At 75.0% G+C, this 15171-nt stretch carries 11 protein-coding genes and 1 pseudogene; 8 read left to right on the top strand and 4 right to left on the bottom strand.

Features of this window, described 5'->3' with window-relative positions; genetic code table 11:
- Nucleotides 1-144: 144 nt before the first annotated feature.
- From pelF to ABT247_RS23690, 7 genes and pseudogenes are all read left to right on the top strand, one after another.
- Nucleotides 145-1659: a GT4 family glycosyltransferase PelF gene (gene pelF, locus ABT247_RS23720; protein WP_350745409.1), complete on the top strand. Its 1515-nt coding sequence runs from the start codon at nt 145-147 to the stop codon at nt 1657-1659.
- A 150-nt stretch (nt 1660-1809) separates the two neighbouring features.
- Nucleotides 1810-3366, top strand: a complete 1557-nt coding sequence (locus ABT247_RS23715; RefSeq protein WP_350745407.1) for a hypothetical protein — start codon at nt 1810-1812, stop codon at nt 3364-3366.
- Nucleotides 3367-3449: 83 nt separating this feature from the next.
- On the top strand, nt 3450-4442 hold the full coding sequence (locus ABT247_RS23710; RefSeq protein WP_350745404.1) for an SDR family NAD(P)-dependent oxidoreductase: 993 nt from the start codon (nt 3450-3452) through the stop codon (nt 4440-4442).
- Between the two features lie 73 nt (nt 4443-4515).
- Nucleotides 4516-5217 (top strand): annotated as a pseudogene (locus ABT247_RS23705) (nucleotidyltransferase family protein); the annotation flags it as partial.
- A gap of 134 nt (nt 5218-5351) precedes the next feature.
- Nucleotides 5352-6269 carry an NAD-dependent epimerase/dehydratase family protein gene (locus ABT247_RS23700; protein WP_350745401.1) on the top strand — a complete coding sequence of 306 codons (918 nt, stop codon included), beginning with the start codon at nt 5352-5354 and terminating at the stop codon, nt 6267-6269.
- Entirely contained in the window at nt 6266-6961 is a 696-nt protein-coding gene (locus tag ABT247_RS23695) for a spherulation-specific family 4 protein (RefSeq protein WP_350745398.1), read from the top strand. Before ABT247_RS23700 ends, ABT247_RS23695 begins: the two co-directional genes overlap by 4 nt.
- A 21-nt stretch (nt 6962-6982) precedes the next feature.
- Complete coding sequence (locus ABT247_RS23690; RefSeq protein WP_350745395.1) at nt 6983-7972, top strand: endo alpha-1,4 polygalactosaminidase; 990 nt, start codon at nt 6983-6985, stop codon at nt 7970-7972.
- Between the two features lie 66 nt (nt 7973-8038).
- Here ABT247_RS23690 and ABT247_RS23685 read toward each other — a convergent pair whose 3' ends face one another.
- A complete protein-coding gene (locus ABT247_RS23685) occupies nt 8039-8239 on the bottom strand; it encodes a hypothetical protein (protein WP_350745392.1) in 201 nt (66 codons plus the stop codon).
- A gap of 143 nt (nt 8240-8382) precedes the next feature.
- On the opposite strand from ABT247_RS23685, the gene ABT247_RS23680 reads away from it, so the two are divergent.
- A complete protein-coding gene (locus tag ABT247_RS23680) occupies nt 8383-9336 on the top strand; it encodes an aldo/keto reductase (RefSeq protein ID WP_350745389.1) in 954 nt (317 codons plus the stop codon).
- 174 nt (nt 9337-9510) lie between these two features.
- Here the strand turns inward: ABT247_RS23680 and ABT247_RS23675 are convergent, their stop codons facing one another.
- The 3 genes from ABT247_RS23675 to ABT247_RS23665 form a co-directional block, all read right to left on the bottom strand.
- A complete protein-coding gene (locus ABT247_RS23675; RefSeq protein ID WP_350745386.1) occupies nt 9511-10605 on the bottom strand; it encodes a C40 family peptidase in 1095 nt (364 codons plus the stop codon).
- On the bottom strand, nt 10602-11876 hold the full coding sequence (locus ABT247_RS23670; RefSeq protein ID WP_350745384.1) for an SPFH domain-containing protein: 1275 nt from the start codon (nt 11874-11876) through the stop codon (nt 10602-10604). Before ABT247_RS23670 ends, ABT247_RS23675 begins: the two co-directional genes overlap by 4 nt.
- 267 nt (nt 11877-12143) lie before the next feature.
- The gene (locus ABT247_RS23665) at nt 12144-14861 is read right to left on the bottom strand and encodes an Ig-like domain-containing protein (RefSeq protein WP_350745381.1); all 2718 of its coding nucleotides are present in this window, start codon (nt 14859-14861) and stop codon (nt 12144-12146) included.
- Nucleotides 14862-15171 lie beyond the last annotated feature (310 nt).

The following is a 15171-nucleotide window of genomic DNA, read 5'->3' as shown; positions in this document are numbered from 1 at the left end:
CCACCCCGCTCCCGCCCGCCCCGGCTACCCCCCCCCCCCGGGGGGGGGGGGGGCGGCCGGCCGGCCCCCCCCCCCCCCGCCACGGCTGACGTTCCGGCCACCCAGGCCGGGCAACCGACGCAAGAACAGGAGGGGGGACAGGAGATGCGCGTCACCCTGCTCACCGAGGGGACGTACCCGCACCAGCACGGCGGCGTGAGCGTCTGGTGCGACCAGCTCGTCCAGGGCATGCCGGACGTCGACTTCGACGTCATCGCCGTCACCGGAACCGGCCAGGAACCACTGACCTGGGAACTGCCCGCCAACGTACGGTCGGTCACCACCGCACCGCTGTGGGGCCCGGCCTCCGACGCCCGACCGCCGCGCGGCAAGGAGATGCGCCGCTTCCTCAACGCGTACGAGCGCTTCCTGCACTCCATCCTCGACCCGGTCTACACCACCCACTTCGGCACCGAGCTGTACGGCTTCGCCGACCTCGCCCGCCGCGGACTGCTCAGCCCCGCGCTGCGCAGCGAGCGCGCCCTGCGCACGCTCCAGCAGGTGTGGACCCGCGACTACCTGCCCACCGCCGCCTCCCGCCCCACCCTGCACGACGCGCTGAACGCCACCGACCTGCTGGAGCACGCCCTGCGGCCGCTCTCGGTCGAGCCGCCCACCGACGGCGTCGCCCACGCGGCCAGCGGCGGCCTGGCCACCCTGCCCGGGCTGATCGCCGCCCAGCAGTACGGCGTACCGTTTCTGCTCACCGAGCACGGCATCTACCTGCGCGAGCGCTACCTCGGCTACCGCACCGGCCCGTACCGCTGGCCGGTCAAGGCGCTGCTGCTCGGCTTCTACCGGATGCTCGCCGAGGAGAGCTACCGGCAGGCCGCACTCGTCACCCCCGGCAACCGGTACAACCGGCGCTGGGAGGAGCGCGGCGGCACGCCGTCCGCGCACATCCGCACCGTCTACAACGGCGTGGACCCGGCCGCCTTCCCGCCGGCCGGACCGGAACCCGAGACGCCCACCCTCAGCTGGGCCGGCCGGGTCGACCCGATCAAGGACCTGGAGACGCTGATCCGGGCCTTCGCCATCGTCCAGCGTGAGATCCCCGAAGCGCGGCTGCGGCTCTTCGGCGGCACTCCCAAGGGCGGCGAGGCGTACCGGGACGGCTGCATAGCCCTGGCCGCCGAACTCGGCGTCGCCGAGTCGGTGGCCTTCGAAGGCCGCGTCGCCGACATCACCGACGCGTACGCGGCGGGCAACGTGGTGATGCTCTCCAGCATCAGCGAGGGCTTCCCGTTCACCCTGATCGAGGCCATGTCCTGCGGCCGCGCGACCGTCTCGACGGACGTCGGCGGCGTGCGCGAGGCCGTCGGCGACACCGGCCTGGTCGTCCCCCCGCGCGAGCCCGAGCCGATGGCGGCCGCCGCGATCGAGCTGCTGCGCGACCCCGAACGGCGCGCCCGGCTCGGCGAGGGCGCGCGGCTGCGGGTCATCGAGCAGTTCACGCTCCGCCAGAACATCGACGGCTTCCGGGGCATCTACACCGAGCTGCTCGGCACCTCCCGCTGGATGCCCGGCGGCATGGTGGCCGTCACCGACGAGGTGCCCAGCCCCGACTGGGGCCAGCGGCTGACCGTCGTCCCGGCCCAGCCGAGCGAGGTGGGCGCGTGAACGAGCGGAGCGAGCGAACCATCGAGAGGTGCGTGTCCCGCGAAGCGGCCGCCGAGCGAAGCGAGGTGGGCGCGTGAACGAGCGGAGCGAGCGAACCATCGAGAGGTGCGTGTCCCGCGAAGCGGCCGCCGAGCGAAGCGAGGTGGGCGCATGAGTGGGCCGATCCGGCTCGTGCCGGACGAGGGCGGCGCCGAGCGGACGATGCAGCTGCGCACCCTGCCGCTGAAGCGCCGCCGCCCGGCCGCGCCCGTCGAGCCCGAGCCCGCGGAACAGCTCGGCCTCTCCGCCGACCCGCTGGACGAACTCGCCGAGCGGCTGCACGACGTCTGCGCAGACGCCGTCCACCCCTACGAGATCGCGGCCTTCCTGGAGTCCGACGGCCTCTCCGACGAGCAGGCCGCCCTGCTGTACGGCCGCCCCGACGCGTTCACCGTCGCCGAGGAGCTGTTCGAGAAGGTCGAGCGCCGCTACCCCGGCCAGAGCTCCGAGTTCGCCAACCCCTGGCGGGCCGATCCCTGGCGGTGCGTGGTGCGCGGCCTGGTGTTCGCCCTGCCCGGGCTCGGCTACCTGCTCGGCGCCAACCTCTTCGCGACCGCCCGGTTGCGTTTCGGCCTGCCCTCGGGCATGGCCGCGCTGTCCGTCGCCACCCTGGTCAGCTGGGGCTTCAACCAGGCGCTGGCGCACCGCGCGTACCGCTGGCTGGGCCGGCTGCGCCGCCGGGAGGCGGCCGTCTGCCTGGCTGTCGGTGCACCGGTCGGCGCGCTGCTGGCCTCGGCGGCGGCGTACGTGGTCGGCGGCCCGCTCGACGCCTTGTGGTTCGCCGCCGGGCAGTCCTGCTACCTGGGCGCGGCCACCGCGCTGCTGGTGCTCGGGCGGGAGAAGTTCCTGCTGGTGGCGCTGGCGCCGGCCTCGGTCGGTGCGGGCGTCGTGCTGGCGGTGGACGTGCCGCAGGCGGTCCGTACGGTGGTGCTGCTCGCCTCGCTGACGCTGGCCGTCGCCCTGTGCGCCCGCGAGCTGCTGGTCGCCGCGCGCGGCGGCGAACGGGACGGCACCCGGTCGGCGCTGCCGATCCGCCAGGAGGTCCCGCACCTGCTGTTCGGCCTGGCCTGCGGCGCGCTGACGCTGATCGCCGGCCTCGGCGAGACCATCCACCAGGCCGTCCACGCCGCCTCGCACGCGGTGCACGCCCACGGCGGCGCGCACGCCGTTGCCGGGCGGGAGCTGAAGGCCACCCCCACCGGCCCGGCCATGATCGCGCTGACGCTCAGTCTCGGCCTCGCCGAGTGGCTGCTGTTCCGCTACCGGGCGATGGCCGTGGCCGCGCTCCGCACCAGCCACACCACCGGGCAGTTCACCCGCCGCACCGGCGGGATCCTGCTCGGCTGCCTGTTCATCTACCTCACCACCGTGGCCGCGCTGGACGCCGCCGCGACCGTGCTGTGGCCGGGCGCCCCGTCGCTCGGCGTGCCGCAGCTCGGCGCGATGCTGCTCCTGGGCGGCTCGCTCTGGCTGGCGCTGCTGCTGAACGCCTTCGGCTTCAGCTGGAGCACCGCCCTCATCTGTCTGGCCGCCGCGACCGCCGAGAGCGTCGGGCTGCTGACCGGTGCGGATCCGATCGTCCTGCAGCTGATCGGCTGCGGGGCGGCCGCGATCGTCCTCACCGCCATCGCCGGGCCAGCGCTCGGCCGCACCACCCAACACCGCTGAACAAGTCCGCCTCAGCCGAGGCACCACCGGCCGGCCGGCACAGACCGTCGTGCCGTCCCGTACATCGAGAAAGCGAATTCCGCATGAGCAGCGTCGCGGTTACCGGAGCCGAAGGCTTCATCGGCTCCCACCTCGTCGAGACCCTGGTCGCCGACGGGCACCACGTCCGCGCGATGGTCCAGTACAACTCCTTCTCGTCCTTCGGCTGGCTGGAGACGCTGCCCGAGGAGGTGCTGGACTCGGTAGAGATCGTCCTCGGCGACGTCCGGGACCCGGGCTCGGTCAACGGCCTGGTCAAGGGGACCGAGGCGGTCTACCACCTGGCCGCCCTGATCGCGATCCCGTACTCCTACCGCGCTCCCCACTCGTACGTGGACACCAACGTCACCGGCACCCTGAACGTGCTGGAGGCGGTGCGCCACCTGGAGATCCCGCGCCTGGTGCACACCTCCACCAGTGAGACCTACGGCACCGCGCAGACCGTGCCGATCACCGAGGACCACCCGATCAACACCCAGTCCCCGTACGCCGCCTCCAAGGCCGGCGGGGACCGGCTGGCCGACAGCTACCACGCCAGCTTCGAGACCCCGGTCGTCACCCTGCGCCCGTTCAACACCTTCGGCCCGCGCCAGTCGATGCGCGCCGTCATCCCGACCGTGATCGCCCAGGTCGCGGCCGGCCAGACCGAGATCACCCTCGGCGACCTGCGCCCGACCCGCGACTTCATGTTCGTCAAGGACACCGCCCACGCCTTCCGCACGGTGGGCACCGCGCCCGCCGAGGCCGTGGTCGGCCGGACCTTCAACGCCGGCACCGGCGGCGAGATCTCGGTCGGCGACCTGGTCACCCTGGTCGGCAAGCTGATGGGCGTGGACCTGGTGGTGAAGGAGGACGAGCAGCGCATCCGTCCGGCCAACTCCGAGGTCATGCGCCTGGTCGCGGACGCGACCCGGCTGCGCGAGGCGACCGGCTGGGCGCCGCGCTTCACCCTGGAGCAGGGCCTGGAGCAGACCATCGAGTTCTTCCGCGACCCGGCCAACCTGGCCCGCTACAAGACCGACATCTACAACGTCTGACCGCCGTACCGCTCGTGCCCGTCCTGGTACCCGAGGTTCGTGACCTACACATCCTTTCCGTGGGGGAAACACCATGCACGCAGTGATCCTGGCCGGCGGTAAGGGCGTTCGCCTCCGCCCGTACACCACCGCGCTTCCCAAGCCGCTCGTCCCGATCGGCGACCAGCACGCGATCCTGGAGATCGTGATGCGCCAGCTCGCCGCCGCGGGCTTCAAGACCGTCACCCTGGCCATCGGCCACCTCGGCCACATCATCCGCGCCTACGTCGGCAACGGCTCCCAGTGGGGCCTGCGGGTGGGCTACGCCGTCGAGGACAGCCCGCTCGGCACCATGGGCCCGCTGCTCACCATGCAGGACCGCCTGCCCGAGCACTTCCTGGTGATGAACGGCGACATCCTCACCGACCTGGACTTCGCCGGGGTGCTCAAGCACCACGAGGCGTCCGGGGCGCCGCTGACCATCGCCACCTACGCCCGCCAGGTGAAGATCGACTTCGGTGTGCTGACCACCGAGTCCGGCACCATCACCGGCTTCCAGGAGAAGCCCAGCATCGACTACCGGGTGTCGATGGGCGTGTACGGCGTCTCGCGCGCCGCGCTCGCCAAGTACACCCCCGGCCTGCCGCTGGGCTTCGACGAGCTGGTGCTCGACCTGCTGGCCGCGAAGACCCCGCCGGCCGCGTACGACTTCGGCGGCTACTGGCTGGACATCGGCCGCCCGGACGACTACGACCGGGCCAACGCGGAGTTCACCGCCATCCGCCCGGTGCTGATGCCCTTCGAGTCGGCCGCCGCCGTGCCGGGCGTCGCGGAGCTGCCGGTCCCGGCCGCCCGCACCCCCCGCGCCGCCGCGGACGACCTGGTCGGGGAGTCCGCCGGGGCGGACGCCGAGAGCGACGGACGGGCCGCGTGAGGATCCTGCTGCTCGGCGGCGACGGCTTCCTCGGCCGTCATGCCTCCGCCGTCCTGCGGTCGCTGCCCGGCGCCACCGTGCTGACCGCCGGACGGCGCCCCGCCCACGACCTCCGGCTGGACCTGGGCACCGCCCAGGCCGGCCCGCTCGGCGAGGAACTGGTCGCACTGGCCCCCGACGTGGTGGTCAACTTCGCCGGCGCGGTGGCCGGCAGCGCGGTCAAGCTCGCCGAGGTGAACGCCCGCGGCCCGGCGGTGCTCTGCGAGGCGCTGTCCCTGGGCGCGCCGAAGGCCCGCCTGGTGCACATCGGTTCGGCCGGCGAGTACGGCGTCTGCGCCGAGGGCAGCTCGCTGTCCGAGGACGCCGACGCCCGCCCGGTCGGCGTGTACGGCGCGACCAAGCTGGCCGGCTCCCTCGCGGTGGCCGGCTCGCCGCTGGACGCGGTGGTGCTGCGGGTGTTCAACCCGGTCGGCCCGGGTGCCCCGGCGGGTTCGCTGCCCGGCCGGCTGGCCGCCGAGCTGCGCCGGGTGGCGCCGGAGGGCTCCGACGGCGTGATCACCGTCGGGGACCTCTCCGCCTACCGGGACTTCGTCGACGCCCGGGACGTCGCCCGGGCCGTCGGCCTCGCGGTGACCGCCGACCGCCCGCTGCCCCGGGTGCTCAACCTGGCCTCCGGGCGGGCCCGGCAGGTCCGGGCGATCGCCGACGGCCTGGTCGCGGCGGCCGGGTTCACCGGCCGGATCGACGAGAGCGGGGCGGGCTCCGAGCGCTCGGCCGCGGTCTCCTGGCAGCAGGCCGACGTGTCGGCCGCCGCCCGGGAACTCGGCTGGCACGCGGAGACGGACCTCGCCGACACCCTGCGCGACCTGTGGCTCAGCACCGCCGAGTCCGCCCGGACCCCGGTGGTCGCATGACCGCCGGGGCCACCTCCGACGGCCGCCTGCTGGTGCCGCTGTACGTCCACCCCGCGGTGGACCCGGCGGCCTGGCAGGCGGTCGCCGCCGCCGACCCCGCCCGGATCGCCGCCGTGGTGCTCAACCTCGCGGACGGTCCCGGCGAGGTGCCGGACAGCGTCTTCGCCGAGGCCGCCGACGAACTGCGCGCGGCCGGCCTGCCGCTACTCGGCTACACCGACACCGACTACGGCCGCCGCCCGCACGCCGCCGTCGTCGCCGACGTCCTGACGTACCGCCAGCGGCACGGCATCAGCGGCGTGTACCTCGACCAGGTCGCCACCCACCCCGGGGCACTGGCCCACTACCGGCGGCTGGCCACCGCCGCCCGGGCGGCCGGCTGCGCCACCGTGGTGTTCGGCCACGGCGAGCACCCCGACCCGGGGTACGCCGAGGTCGGTCTGGCCGACCTGCTGGTCACCTTCGAGGGCGACTGGGACACCTACCGCGGGATGACGCTGCCGCTGTGGACCGGCCGCCACGCGGCGTCCCGCTTCTGCCACCTGGTCTACGACGTCCCGGCCGACGCCGCCCGGGACGCCGCCGCACTGATCGCCGCCCGGCGCGCCGGCGTCGGCTGTGCCGTACCGGGCGCCGGCGAGAACCCCTGGCGCACCCTGCCGTACGGCCTCGCCGCCGCCGAACTGACCTGACCCGATCCGGAGTCCACCACCGTGAACCGTCGTACCCGGCTGCTGCCGGCCGCCCTGGCCCTCGCCACCGCCACCGCCCTGCTGGTCAGCTCGTGCAGCAGCTCGGGTTCGGAGGACGACCAGGACTCCGCCGACGGCAGCCCGAGCAGCCAGCCCACGGCCACCGCGCCGAGCACCCCCGGCACCCCGTCCGACCCGGGCACCCCGAGCGCTCCCGGCACCGGCGGTGCGACCACCGCCCCGGGCACGCCGAGCGGCACCACCGCTCCCGGCACGCCGCCGCCCGCGACCACCGCCCCGGCCCCGACCGGCGCCCGCTGGCAGCCCACCCCGGGCCTCGCCTGGCAGTGGCAGCTCGGCGGCACCGTCGACCAGTCGGTGGACGTGCCCGTCTACGACATCGACGGCTTCGAGAACGACGCCTCGGTGGTGGCCGCGCTGCACGCCAAGGGCCGCAAGGTCATCTGCTACATCAACGCCGGGTCCTGGGAGGACTTCCGCCCCGACTCCAACGCCTTCGCCAAGGCCCTGCAGGGCTCGGACACCGGCTGGAAGGGCGAGAAGTGGTTCGACATCCGCAAGCTCGACCAGCTGAAGCCGCTGATGGCGGCCCGCTTCGACATGTGCAGGAGCAAGGGCTTCGACGCCGTCGAGCCCGACACCATCGAGGCCTACAACCAGAACAGCGGCTTCCCGCTGACCCCCGACGACCAGCTCCGGTACAACCGGATGCTGGCGCAGCTCGCCCATGACCGCGGCCTGGCCATCGGACTGAAGAACGACCTGGACCAGATCCCCGCGCTGCTGCCGGACTTCGACTTCGCGGTCAACGAGGAGTGCTCGCAGTTCGACGAGTGCGACCGGGTCTCGCCGTTCATCAAGGCGGGCAAGGCGGTGTTCCACGTCGAGTACAAGCTCGACACGGACCGGTTCTGCGCCAAGACCAAGGCGCTGGGATTCAGTTCGATGCAGAAGAAGCTCGACCTCAACGCCTGGCGCAAGCCCTGCTAGGACCAGCGCCGGGCGCGGTGCTTCCCGTCGCGCGGGTGACCCTGAGCGGGGCCACCCGCGCGAGGGTCACTTGACCGCGAGCCAGATGACGGCGCCCAGCACGACCAGGGCGACGACCGCGACCAGCGCGATCACGCCGGTCCGACTGCCGCTCTTGCTGCTGCCGTAGGTGGAGACGGAGCCCGGTGCCTGACGCGCCGGGCTCTCGTCGACGAACGCCCGGAACATCTGGGTGCTACCGGCGGGGTCGTAGTCGTTGTCAGCCATGGCACGGACTCTAACGAATCGGCCCACCTCAGGCACACCCCGGACCCCTCCTCCGGAGGGCACACCACTCCCTCGTGCGACGGTCCCGTGAACAGCTCGCAACGCCCGGAATGCGCTGCCCCGCCTTCGGGTTGACTGCGGGCATGACCGGAAACCCCAGCCGAGTCCCGCTCGGCACCTCCGACCTGTCCGTCTATCCCCTCGCCCTCGGCGGCAACGTCTTCGGCTGGACGGCCGACGAGCAGCAGTCGTTCGCCGTCCTCGACGCCTACGCGGCCGCCGGCGGCAACTTCGTCGACACCGCCGACGTCTACTCCGCGTGGGCCCCGGGCAACACCGGCGGCGAGTCCGAGACCGTCATCGGCAACTGGCTGCGCAGCCGCGGCAACCGCGACGACGTGGTGATCGCCACCAAGGCCGGCATGCACCCCGAGGCGCGGGGGCTGGGGGCGGCCACCATCAAGGCCGCCGCGGAGGCCTCGCTGCGCCGCCTGGGCGTGGAGCGGATCGACCTGTACTACACCCACCGGGACGACGACACCCCGGTGGAGGAATTCGTCACCGCACTGGACGAGCTGGTCCGCGAGGGCAAGGTCCGGGCCGTCGCCGCCTCCAACATCTCCGCCGAACGGCTGGCCGAGGCAGTGGCCTTCGCCGAGCGCGAGGGCCTGGCCAAGTACGTCGCGGTGCAGCCGCACTACAACCTGGTTTCCCGTGGAACCTTCGAGGGCCCGCTGGCCGACGTGGTCGCCGAGCACGGCCTCGCGACCGTCCCGTACTACGCGCTCGCCTCGGGCTTCCTGACCGGCAAGTACCGCCCCGGCGGTCCGGAGGTGGACAGCGCCCGCGCCGAGGGCGCCGCCCGCTACCTGGACGAGCCGCGCGGCCCGAAGGTGCTGGAGGCACTGGACACGGTCGCCGCCGAGCACGGCGTCACGCCGGCCAGTGTGGCGCTGGCCTGGCTCGCCGCCCGTCCGACCGTCGCCGCCCCGATCGCCAGCGCCCGCACCATCGACCAGCTGCCCCCGCTGCTGGCCGCGACCGGGCTGGAGCTCACCGCCGAGCAGACCGCCCTGCTGGACGCCGCCTCCGAGTGAGCGCCCGAGTGAGCGCCCGGATGAGCAGCGGGTGAGCAGCGGGTGAGCAGCGGGTGAGTCCGACCGGGCTCCGGCTGAGCACACGACCGGGCCCCGGCGGCGCTCCGCCGTCGGGGCCCGGTGCTGCCCACCGGCCGCGGCCGGGCCCGAGCCGGTCAGGGCCGGTCACGGCGGTCAGGGCCGACCGAAGTGGGTCGGGTAGTAGCCGGAGGTGAGCGCCGATATCCGGACGGTCCGGCCCGGCCGGGGCGCCTCCACGAAGGTGCCGTCGCCCAGGTAGATCCCCACGTGGTGGATCCCCGAGGCCCGGCCGCTGTCCGACCAGAACACCAGGTCCCCGCGGCGCAGCTGCCCGGAGCCGATCGGCGTGGTCGCCGCGTACTGGTCGTCGGCCACCCGCGGCAGGCTTATCCCGCTGCGCAGGTAGGCCTGCTGGACCAGCCCGGAGCAGTCGTAGCCGGACGGGCCGTCACCGCCCCAGACGTAGGGCTTGCCGAGCTGGGCCAGCGCGTAGTCGACCGCCGCCTCCGTGCGCCCGGAGGAGGCCTTGCTGCCGGGGGCCGCCGTGTCGCCGGAGGAGGCCTGGCTCGCGGAGGAGGCCGTGTCGCCGGCGGACTTCCCGGGGCCACCGGACTTCCCGGTGCGGCTGAGGTAGACGTCGTAGTGGCTGGTCCAGCGCCACTCACCGGCGCCGTTCCTGAACCAGTACTTCGAACCGTCCCAGCCCTGGCGCGGTCCCCAGGAGGAGGCCGGGCCGTTGGAGACGGCCTCCGCGCCGGACCCACCGGCACCGCCGGAGCTCCCGGTGGCAGCGGACTTCCCGGGGCCACCGGACTTCGCGGCGCCTGCGGACTTCCCGGGGCCGCCGGGCTTCCCGGGGCCGCCGGGCTTCCCGGTGCGGCTGGCGTAGACGTCGTAGTGGCTGGTCCAGCGCCACTCACCGGCGCCGTTCCTGAACCAGTACTTCGAACCGTCCCAGCCCTGCCGGCCGGCCGCGGCCTGGGCGGACCCGGCACCGACCGTCAGGCCGACCACGCCGGCGCCCGCGAGCACGGTGGTGGCCAGGCAGGTGCTCCGCACGGCGCGGTTCACTCGCCCTCCACCGGACGCCGGCGCCGGGCGGGCGGTGCGCGGCCGGGCCGCGCAGTTCGGGCAGCCGCAGCCCGCCACCGCGGGAATGCTGCCGAGGCGCTCCTCGAAACCGATCAGACCGGAGTCCGCGTCGGGGTCGGAACCGGGCTCGGCGTACGCGCCGGTGGCTATCCTCATGCGGGTCGTCCTTCCTTCCGCCCGGCCCGGGCGGCCGGGGGCGGTACCGAGGCGGCCACTCCGGCCGGGGCGACGAAGGCGACCAGCAGCTGCTCCATCAGCGCGCTGCGGGCGGCCTCGTCCAGTTGGTGCGCCGTCGCGCGCTCCAGCCGGCGGACGGCCAGCGCCGCCGCCTCCACCGCGTCGTCGACCAGCACGGTCCGCAGACCCGCGTCCAGGTCGGCCACTCGGCGGCGGCGCATCGACTCGGCGACCTCGGGCGCGTAGTCCAGCGCCAGCGGCTGCGCGGAGTAGACCTCCAGGCCGGCCGGGGCGACCTCGGCGGCCAGCGCACGGGTCATCTCGTCGGCGAACCACTGACCGTCGCGCAGCGCGGGGCCGGGCGCCGCGTTGCTGTCGCACGGCAGGGTGGACGCGGTGCGGGTGAGCACCGCCTGGACCTGGGCGCGCAGGTAGCTCTCGTGGTCCTCGATCGCCAGCAGCGCCCGCGCGGTGTCCTTGACCCGCCAGACGATCAGCAGCCGGACCACGATCGGCGTCCCGGTGCGGTCGACCACCTTGACCGGCTCGCTGCGCCAGTGCCGCAGCCGCACGTCCACCCGGCGGCGGCGCAGCAGCGGATTGACCCAGACCAGCCCGGTCCTGCGCACCGTGCCCCGGTAGCGGCCCCAGCGGGTCAGCACCCGGGTCTCGCCGCCCGCGTTCGCCAGCAGGCCGGCGAGCGCGCACACCACCAGCAGGCCGGCCGCCGTGACCGCGGCCACCGCCCGGACGTCGACCCGGGCCCGGCCGCTCTCCCTGACGGCCCGGTCACGCAGCTCGGGCAGCGCGTCCCAGTGCGGGAGCACCCCCGTGCGCAGCAGCACGTAGCCCACCGAGGCCAGGGCCAGGAGCACCACCAGCAGGGCGACCCAGCCGGGCAGCGCGGGGGCGGGGTGCTCGCGCAGCGCCTGGTCGGCGCGCGGGGGGCGGCGCGGGGTGGCCGCGGTGGGAGCAACGGCGGCGCCGCCCGGGCGGTCGGTGGCGTCCGGGGCGGGCTTCTCCAGCGGATCCCGCAGGTCGCCCGGGCCGGCGGGGGACGGTCCGGGGACGACGGTCAACGGGGTGGGGGCCGGTCCGCTGTCGGCGGGCGGAGGCGTCGTGGCGGCCGCGGCGGCCTGGGGGGTCCTGGCTGTCCTGGGGGCCACCGGGGCCGCCGGGGCCTGGGGGGCGGCCTTGACGGTCGAGACCTTGGCCAGCGGGCTGGAGCCCGAGGCGAAACGTTCCGGCAAGACCGGAGGGAGCTCCTCGGTCAGGTTCTCCGGTCGCTGCGAAGAGTCGCGGGTGACGTCCATGCACGGATCCTCTGGGTCGGTGTGTCGCGCAACGGGCGGCCCGGATCTGACGGGCAGTGCCGAAAGTCAGGCTAAGTTCATACGTCATCAAATGCGACATTTGAGTCGAGGTGTGTCGACATTTACTGACGTATCGTCCGAAGCCGACCTGACGCGCAGGCACATGAACGGATGAACGGATGGTCGGTACGGTGTCGGCGCAGGTCAGCGCCGTCGGGAGCCGGGCCCGCGGGCGAACACCCGACGGGTGATCAGCCCGATTCCGGCGAACAACAGCAGCACCCCGGCGAGCACCTCGTGCCGGCCGGTCTCCCGGTGACGGCCCGCGGTCTGCTCGGCCTCCGCCACCGTCGCCCCGGCCGGCGGTGCGGGCAGCGGCCGCGCACCGGACCGGCCGGAGCCGGACTCGCCCTGACCGGCGCCTTCCACCGACGGTCCGCCGCTCGCCAGCGGGCCCGGCCCGGGAGCGCCCGCCGTCGCGCCCGAGGGGGCGGTGTTGGTGGCGGTGGGCGCGAGCGTGGCCGTGGCCGTGGGCGTCGTCGCACTCGTGCCCCCGCTCGCCACAACGGGCCTGTCCGGTACGGGCGTTGCCGGAGCGGCCGCCGCCGACGCAGAGGCGGTCGGAGTCGTCGCCGGCACGGACGCGCTCGGGCTGACCGCCACCGAAGCCGTCGCCGCCGGGCCCGTCGCAGGGCTCGACGCCGTCGCGCTCGGCGTCGCAGGGCTCGGCACCGCCGCACTCGGCGTCCCTGGGCTCGACGCCGCCGGGGTCGGGGCCGCGGCGGCGACGCGCACCCGGACCGGGTCCGCCGACGTCCCGTTCCCCGCCCGGTCGGTCGCCGTGACGGTCAGCCACTGCTCGCCGTCCCCCAGGTCCCGGTTGGCCGTGCAGGTCCAGCTCCCGTCCAGCGCCACCCCGGCCCCGCAGAGCACCGTGCGGTCGCCCGGGCCGGCGGCCCCCGCCCGTGCCGTGACCAGCACGTTCGCGGCCGGCTCGGCACGCCCGGCGAACGTCGGCCGGCTGAGCTTCAGCACGTCGCCCGCGCCCGGCACGGTGAGCGTCGGCTTGTCCGGCGGCACGGTGTCGACCACCAGGGTGACCGCCTGCCCGGCCGTCCGGTTCCCCGCCGCGTCGACCGCGGCCGGGGTGAGCTGGTGGCTCCCGTCCGCCAGGTTCTCGACCGGGAGGCAGGACCACCCGCCGTCCGGGCGGACCGCGCTGCTGCACAGGTCGGCGGAGCCGGAGCGGTCGGTGACCGAGACCGTGCTGCCCGCCTCGCCGGTGCCGGTGAGCTGCAGCCCCGGGTCGTTGGTGTAGGCCGGCAGGGTGAGCACCGGCGCGGCCGGCGGGGCCGTCTTCACGGTGATCTTGACGGCCTCGCCGCGCAGCACCACTCCCCCGCTGGTGGTCTCCACCGGGGTGAGGCTGTGCGGTCCCGCGGGGAGCGCGCTCCCCGGGCGGCAGGACCAGTCGCCGCCGCGCTCGACCCGGGCCCTGCAGAGCGCGTCCTCGCCCTCCCGGATCTCGACGGAGGCGCCGGCCACCGCGCCCGCGCCGCGGATCTGCGGCCGGGCGTCGGCCAGCACGGCGCCGTCGACCGGCTCGGCGATCTCGGGCCGCGCCGCGCCGACGGTCAGCTTGATCCGCTGGTCGGAGACCTCGCCGGAGTCGGCGAAGCCGCCGGAGGGGACGAGCTGGCTGGTGTCGCGGCCGATCCGCAGCCGGGCCCAGGTCTCGCCGGAGGCCGCGCCGGCCGGGACGGTCCATTCCAGGGTCGCGGTGCGGGCGCCGGCCGGGACCTCGGTCTGCACCCGGTCGACGGGGTCGAACCGGCCGCTGTGGCCGAAGTCGATCCAGCCGGCCAGGGTGGCGGGCTGGTCGCCCACCGCGACGGGGACGGTGACCCGGTAGTAGTGGCCGATCGCGGCCTCGGCGGGGAAGCCGATCGACGGGTCGGGGCCCTGGTACTCACCGCGACCGGGCTGCGGCTTGGCCGGCGGCGGCCCGTAGGGACTGGCGAACGGGGTGGCCCGCCGGGCGGCGCCGTGGTCGAGCTGGACCAGCGGTCCGTCCTCCGCTGCGGGGGCGGCGGTCCGGCCGGGGGCGCGGTCGCGCCGGGGCCCGGTGGTGGCGTCGGTGCCCAGGAAGAGGTCGGAGACCACGTGCGAGGCGTTGCCGTAGGCCTGCGGCGCCGTCCCGAGGAACTCGTCGACGGTGACGGTGTAGGCCTGGCGCAGGACCGGAGCGGCGGTGGTGCTCCCGGCCCGCGAGGTGGAGCGCTGCTCGACCCGGAACACCGCCGTGCGGAAGGTCCCGGCGAGCTCCAGGGTGCCCTCCGACGCGGTGCCGGCCGCGCCGTCGGTGGATCCGTCGGCGCCGCCGGGGGCGAGGGAGTTGCCGTCGACCGTCCAGCCGTTCCAGCCGGTGCGGCCGACCAGGGTGGGCGCGGCGGGTGAGCCGCCGGTGAGGGTCAGCCGGGCCGCGGTGCCGGTGGTGCCGGATTCGCCGGTGGCGACCGCGCCCAGTCCGCTGAGGTGGAGCCGGGGATTGCGGACCGGCCGGGAGAAGCTCAGCCGGAGGGTGCCGACGGTGCGCCAGGAGCCATCGGTCTGCGGACGGTCCGGGGTGGGGGTGAAGGTCTGCGCCGGCTCCCCCGGACCGATGCCGTCCGCGTACGTTGCGCCGGAGCCGGCCCCTCCGGCGCGCTCCGCCAGGCGGCCCGGTTCGGCGGTGACGGCCGTGCCGGGCGCGGCGGCGAAGTCGAACTGGACGGAGAGTCCGGACGGCAGGACCGCCCGGTGCTCCGGCGACCAGGAGTCAGGGGACTGCCGGGCCGGGGCGGCCGGGGCGTTCGGACCGGTCAGCAGCCCGGCCGCGAGGACGGCCAGGGCGACAGCTGTGCGGGGAAACCGTCGGCTCATCCGGCTCTCCTTCGCGGTCGGCTACCGGGCGGCGAGCAGCCCGAGCACAAGATCCGACAAAAAGGAATCACGATCCCGGAGCGGCCGGAGGGCGACACCTGCGCCCCCTGGCCGTGTCCCACCCGTTCGGCGGGCCGCCCGGGCGGCAGGGCGGGACGGGTGCGGAGGAGGCCCCGGGCAGGGGGCGGACCCGGGCCGCGCACGAGGAAGCGGGTCGACCGGGGCGGACCGGGCCGTCCGCCGCGATCACCGCCGGGCACGGGCCGGAAACGGCAGAAGCCCCCGGCCGCCGGCCGGGGGCTTCTCGCTG

Source organism: Kitasatospora sp. NPDC001539 (assembly GCF_040298565.1).
Classification (GTDB): Bacteria; Actinomycetota; Actinomycetes; order Streptomycetales; family Streptomycetaceae; genus Kitasatospora.
Note: the sequence above shows the minus strand (reverse complement) of the source record. Positions and strands in the feature narration are given on the sequence as shown.

Coding starts and splice junctions, on each gene's coding strand:
- ABT247_RS23665 (WP_350745381.1), bottom strand. CDS start 14,861: ATGAGCCGACGGTTTCCCCGCACAGCTGTCGCCCTGGCCGTCCTCGCG.
- ABT247_RS23680 (WP_350745389.1), top strand. CDS start 8,383: ATGACCGGAAACCCCAGCCGAGTCCCGCTCGGCACCTCCGACCTGTCC.
- pelF (WP_350745409.1), top strand. CDS start 145: ATGCGCGTCACCCTGCTCACCGAGGGGACGTACCCGCACCAGCACGGC.
- ABT247_RS23675 (WP_350745386.1), bottom strand. CDS start 10,605: ATGAGGATAGCCACCGGCGCGTACGCCGAGCCCGGTTCCGACCCCGAC.
- ABT247_RS23695 (WP_350745398.1), top strand. CDS start 6,266: ATGACCGCCGGGGCCACCTCCGACGGCCGCCTGCTGGTGCCGCTGTAC.
- ABT247_RS23710 (WP_350745404.1), top strand. CDS start 3,450: ATGAGCAGCGTCGCGGTTACCGGAGCCGAAGGCTTCATCGGCTCCCAC.
- ABT247_RS23685 (WP_350745392.1), bottom strand. CDS start 8,239: ATGGCTGACAACGACTACGACCCCGCCGGTAGCACCCAGATGTTCCGG.
- ABT247_RS23715 (WP_350745407.1), top strand. CDS start 1,810: ATGAGTGGGCCGATCCGGCTCGTGCCGGACGAGGGCGGCGCCGAGCGG.